Origin of the sequence: Streptomyces sp. NPDC005963, from assembly GCF_040638655.1 — a bacterium.
GTDB lineage: Bacteria > Actinomycetota > Actinomycetes > Streptomycetales > Streptomycetaceae > Streptomyces.
This window is the reverse complement of sequence record NZ_JBEXVD010000064.1, coordinates 1-5,136: the sequence shown is the minus strand read 5'-3', so window position 1 is coordinate 5,136 and position 5,136 is coordinate 1. Positions and strand designations below refer to the sequence as shown.

Here is a 5,136-nt window from a genome sequence, read left to right as displayed (position 1 = left end):
TGGCGAAGACCAGGGCGTCGACGGCGAGTTCCTCCGTCCGGTTGTCGCGCAGCGAGCGCAGCACCACCTGCGTACCGTCCCCGGCGCGTTTGACCTCGTCGACCCGGGTGAGGTTGCGGAAGTGCAGCCGCCGGCTGCCGTCCACCTGTTCGTCGTAGACGCGCTGGTGCAGGGCCCGGATGACATCGGCGTCGACGACCCCGTAGTTGGTGTTGCGGTGATAGCGCCAGAACGCTTCCTGCGCCCGCTCGGCGCCGAAGTAGTAGTCGTCGACCGCGTCGGGGTCGAACACCTGGTTGGCGAAAGGGGTGTCGTCGGCGACCGAATAGCCGTAGGAAGGAAGGACCGCGGAGACCTGGGCGTGCGGCAGAGAGTCGTAGAAGAACCGGGTGATCTCGGCCGCGCTCTGGCCGGCACCGACCACTGCCACGCACTTGAGGTCCTGCGAGGCCAGCGAGTTGAACTTGCTCAGGAACTCCGAACTGTGCCAGACCCGTTCGTCGGACGTCACGCCGTCCGGCAGTCGCGGCACCAGGCCCGTCGAGATGACCACATTGCGGGTGGTGACCACGTGGATGGTGCCGTCGCTGTCACGCACCTCGATCTCGATCAGATCGGGCGTTGGGATGCCGTCCCGGGTGCCGGGGCGGATCGAGGTGACTTCGGTGCCGTAGGTGACCCGGTCGCGCAAGCCGTCGGCCGCCCACTGCAAGTACTGGTGAAACTCCTTTCGGGTCGGGTAGAAGTCCTGGTTGTTCACGAACTGCACCAGCCGGTTCGATGCGTGCAGATACGAGATGAAGCTGAACCGGGACATCGGATCCCGATAGGTCGCCAGATCCTTGAGGAACGAGATCTGCATGGTCGTCGACGGCAGCAGCATGTTCCGGTGCCAGCCGAACGTCGGCTGGCGCTCGAAGAAGTGGGCCTTGATCGGATGCTGAGGCGTGCTCGCCTCGTGCTCCTCCAAGGCGATGGCGAGCGACAGGTTGGACGGACCGAAACCGATACCGACCACGTCGTAGATCTCTTGGCTACGCCTGCCCGATATACCCATGGAAATCTCTCCCGGTTGCGTCTGGAAACCTCGGCCGATGGCCCGGAGCCTGTCCTACAGCGTTGATCCTGAGTCTCTCCAAGACCACTCAATGGCAACTTGAACGCCGCCTGAGTTCCGTTTGAGACTCTCTCAAGGTCCCCTCCAGGGAATCAGAAGTACGGTCGGTGCGGTTTTTCAGAGTTCTCAGCGTGGTGCGGCCGAGGGCGAATGCGTCCGGTGCGACGGAATCATCGGTCACCCCTGAGCCAGAGCCACGCCCTGAGTCAATTTCCGAAAGGGTGAACCTGGATGTACGTGCCCAATTTCTACCGCGAATCGGACACCAGCTCGCGGATGGCCGACCTGATCCGTGACAACCCACTGGCGCTCGCGGTGGCCAACGGCAGCCCCGAGAAGGCCCCGTTCGCCACGCATCTGCCGGCCATATTCGACCCCGAGACGTCTGACGACTGGTCCGGCGAACTTCCGGGGGCCACGCTGCTCGGGCACATGAACCGGGCGAATCCGCACTGGGCGGCGTTGGAGACGGGCGGTGTCCTGCTGTTGACGTTCACCGGGCCGCACTCCTATGTGTCGCCCACGGTGTACGGGGTGACCCCGGCCGCCCCGACGTGGAACTTCACCGCGGTGCACGTCCGGGGTGTGGTGGAGAAGATCGACTCGATGGAGGAGACGCTGAACGTCGTGCAGGCCACCGTGAGTGCCTTCGAGGGAGCGTTCGGCGACGGCTGGGACATGACCGAGTCGCTCGACTACTTCCGGAAGATCGCGCCCGCCGTGGGGGCCTTCCGTCTCAAGGTGACCGGCGCCGAGGGCATGTTCAAACTTAGCCAAGAGCAACCGAGCGAGGTGCGCGAACGGGTGCGGGAGTCGTTCGGGCAGAGCGCGTGCACGTACAAGCGGGCGACCGCCGGGCTGATGGGCTGACGGGGGGCTCGAAGCCCGGGCCGGCCCGGAACCCGGCCGGCTCCTATTCGCCGCCGACCGTTCCGACCGGCAGCTGCGGATCCGTCGTGGTCATCGGCAGCCGTAGGCGCGGCCCCGCAGTGTGCGGCAGCAGTTGCGGAAGCGGTGTGGTCGCCCTGCGCCGATCCCGTGGTGGAGGACGTCCGCCTATCCGCTGGCGTCCCGTACGGCGAGGGCGCCCCCGCAGCTACGAGGCGTACTCACCGTTCTCGTGAACGTAGTCGGCGATGAGGTCGTTGGTCCAAATGACCGTGGAGGCCGCGCCCTCCACGAGGTCCACCGTGGCGGCGACCTCGCGACCGGTCCTGTCCACCAGCGCGAAGCCGGCATGTGTGGTGCCGATGGCGGACAGGACGCGGCCCCAGTCGGAGCCCTCTCCGTGAAGGACACCTTTGAGGAGGTTGTCGCGGGCGACGGACCGGCCGACCTCGATGGCGTCCTTCACGCTCCCGGCGTTCACGACCTCGATGCGGATCTCCTTGGTGACGCCCTCGGCCAGCCGGGTGGCGGCTCCGGCAAGGCCGAACAGCAGTTTGTCGGTGAAGGCGCCGGCCGCCGCGCGGCACGGCCCGGCGTTGAGAACGAGAGCGAGGTCTCGGGTGCCGTTCTGCTCGATTCCCACGGTGATCCCCGCCGGGTCGCGTGTCCTCGACCCTAGAGCGGGAGGCGGCGAACAGGGACCGACCGCGAGAGGAGTTGTGTCACTCCTGTAGTGACTCCTGAGCGGTTTTGGTGGCGTGGGCGGACACCGTTCTCGTTGGAGATCCGATGGCGACCCGGGGGTCAGCTGCGGGCCGAGGCCGTGAGGCCGGTACGGAGGACATGAAGGTGCTCGTCGTGGAACTGCTCGTCTCCGAACCGCTTGGCCATCGGCACGGTGCCTTCGAGTTCGAAGCCGGCCTTCTGGGCCACTCGGCACGAAGCGATGTTCTCCAAACCGTGGGTCAGTACGAGGCGCGTGAGCCCGAGACCAACCTGGGCCCAGCCGACGACACTGCGCACGGCAGCCGTGGCCACTCCCTGCCTGCGTGTCCACGGGGCGATGCGGTAACCAACTTTGGCTTGTGAGTTCGCGCGGTCGATGCTGTGTAGGGCGATGTTGCCGGCGTAGCGCCCACTGCCACCGTGGATGATGGAGAAGGTGGCGTGAGTGCCGTCCGACCAGTCCGCTCCGGCGAGGCAGTCTCTGATGGCCGAAGCCTCGTCGGTGATCTGGCAGCGAGGAGTCCACAGCCGGACGTCCGGATCGAGGCCGAGGGCGAGGGCCTCCATGTGCTCGGCCACGCTCGGGCGTCGGAGCAGGAACTCGCCAGCAGTCAGCGTCAGAGGCTCCAGCGGATCTGCGGGCACCTGCTGGTCACACGGCACAGCCGCAGACCCGATGCCGCTGCCCTGGGCAGGGCGGGGACGTCGAACGAGCAGCTCCGTCCCGTCTCCTCCGCGCGCGGGGCGCGGACCTTCGGGCGACGTCGTGACGATGGCGACAGCAGTGTCGTCGGTCCCGACGAGTTGCGGTGGCGGGGCGCCGCGCTCCATGAGGCTGATGTGGCTCTGCGCGCGCTGGTCGCGCCCCTGAGAGTCGACGTTCACCGATTCGTCCCTTCGCCGGACTTCGCTGTACGGGCGCAGATCTGCCGGTCGCATCCACGCCGTGGCAGGGCACTTGAGCTTCGCCCAAAGGTTCAACGCCCCTACTTGATTGTGTTTTTGATGTCAGTGCGATGGTCAGCCGGTCCCTGGGCGCGTGTTGTGGTGCCCGAGGGCGCGTGATGTGTACTCCTGCTGCTCTCTGCTCTCTGCTCTCTGCTCTCTGCTCCCTGCTCCCTGCGCACCAGTTCAGGTACTTCGCGAGCTCACGAGAGTCCGGTGAACGCAGCGAATACGTCGTCGAGTTCGTGCGTGTGCACGGTGAGCGAGTCGGTCGTGACCGCTGCCGCATCGAGGACCGCCAGCACGGCCCGCAGGGTCTCGGTCCCGGCCTCGCCGGGAATCTGGAGAGTGAGCGTCGTGGGATCGCTCCATGCCTCGCCGAAGCCTGGCCCCGACGCGGAGCCGAAGGCGTCGACGGCCCCTTCGAGCGCGCGCGTGTCGGCGAACCGCATGCGGATGAGAGCGGTGGGCTGAACGCTGCGAGGCAGCGGCCGGCGCTCGGGGCTGGCCCCGACCAGGGCGTCCAGCAGGAGGAGCCTGGCCCTGGGGGAGAGGGAGACGGCGAGACAGCGGGCCAGTTCGCGGGCGGTCTCCCTGTCTGTTTCGGCGGCGACGGCCAGCTGGTGGCCCAGGGCCGCCAACCGGGAGGCGATGCCCCACGCACCAGCGGCCTGGGGAAGAGTTTGCGGCGTGTGTGTCACGAGCACCGCCCAGGCCTGCGCTCCAGCGTCGTCGTCCGGGTGCCGGCGAGCCGGGTCGCGATGTACCGGGTGGCGATGAGCCGCGACGTCTTGAGAAGGGACCGGTCGGTGGAGTGCGATGCCGAACTGGTGGTCGGCTGCTCTCCTTTCTGCTGTTGTTCCTGCTGCTCGTTCACGGCATGACCTCTGTCTCGTTGGGTCCGGCACGATCACCGTGCCGACCTCGTCGGGGGTGGGCATCTAGAGGAGGACCGGGTGTGGCGTCCGTCGATCACCGGGGCCGAGCCCACTGCGTCGAGTGCGGAGTCCAGACAGTCGGTCATAGAAACCCTGCACTGCGGCGCACGTGTCCGTTGACTGGGGAATGCGTGCTCATGAGTACGAATCCACTCTTGGAGAATTCGGCTACCGGTAGGGTTCCGATGACCGGTAGACAAGCACTTGAGTACGGCACGAGATCCCTTGGCTGTGATGCGAAGTCTTGGGAAAGTGAACATTGGCGGAACACGCTCGATCTCGGTGATTTAGTCCGATCACGGTGTATCAGCCCCCTTGTGTGCGGACCTGGGGAAGTGAATTCCCGTAAGTCCGTCTGAAAGGCCGACTGCTTGTTCTGTCTGCATGACGATGCGTCTTCTCCTGTCGTCGTGAGACCTTGAGGGCGCCTCAGGCGGCGGATGCGGTGACCTTTGCGAGTGGGGTGCTGTCCAGCTCTCGTGCGGTGCGTCCCATTGCGATCGAATCGGCGATTTCGCCGCC

The 5,136-nt window shown here is 66.4% G+C and carries 6 protein-coding genes; 1 reads left to right on the top strand and 5 read right to left on the bottom strand.

Annotated elements, in window-relative coordinates:
* The coding region (locus tag ABZ348_RS34450; RefSeq protein ID WP_358939921.1) for a SidA/IucD/PvdA family monooxygenase at window positions 1-1,057 on the bottom strand (1,057 nt) is incomplete at its 3' end.
* A 291-nt stretch (window positions 1,058-1,348) separates the two neighbouring features.
* On the opposite strand from ABZ348_RS34450, the gene ABZ348_RS34445 reads away from it, so the two are divergent.
* Window positions 1,349-1,987: an FMN-binding negative transcriptional regulator gene (locus tag ABZ348_RS34445; protein ID WP_358939919.1), complete on the top strand. Its 639-nt coding sequence runs from the start codon at window positions 1,349-1,351 to the stop codon at window positions 1,985-1,987.
* A gap of 226 nt (window positions 1,988-2,213) precedes the next feature.
* Here ABZ348_RS34445 and ABZ348_RS34440 read toward each other — a convergent pair whose 3' ends face one another.
* From ABZ348_RS34440 to ABZ348_RS34425, 4 genes are all read right to left on the bottom strand, one after another.
* Window positions 2,214-2,648 (bottom strand): bifunctional ornithine acetyltransferase/N-acetylglutamate synthase, encoded by a 435-nt coding sequence (locus ABZ348_RS34440; protein ID WP_358939917.1) that lies wholly within the window; start codon window positions 2,646-2,648, stop codon window positions 2,214-2,216.
* A 161-nt stretch (window positions 2,649-2,809) separates the two neighbouring features.
* A complete protein-coding gene (locus ABZ348_RS34435) occupies window positions 2,810-3,616 on the bottom strand; it encodes a GNAT family protein (RefSeq protein WP_358939915.1) in 807 nt (268 codons plus the stop codon).
* Between the two features lie 263 nt (window positions 3,617-3,879).
* Complete coding sequence (locus tag ABZ348_RS34430) at window positions 3,880-4,377, bottom strand: hypothetical protein (RefSeq protein ID WP_358939913.1); 498 nt, start codon at window positions 4,375-4,377, stop codon at window positions 3,880-3,882.
* Entirely contained in the window at window positions 4,374-4,553 is a 180-nt protein-coding gene (locus ABZ348_RS34425; RefSeq protein ID WP_358939911.1) for a hypothetical protein, read from the bottom strand. The genes ABZ348_RS34430 and ABZ348_RS34425 overlap by 4 nt, the downstream gene beginning before the upstream one ends.
* Window positions 4,554-5,136: the final 583 nt, after the last annotated feature.

Bases quoted from the DNA above. Each gene is read 5' to 3' on its own strand.
- ABZ348_RS34445 (WP_358939919.1), top strand. From the start codon at position 1,349: ATGTACGTGCCCAATTTCTACCGCGAATCGGACACCAGCTCGCGGATG.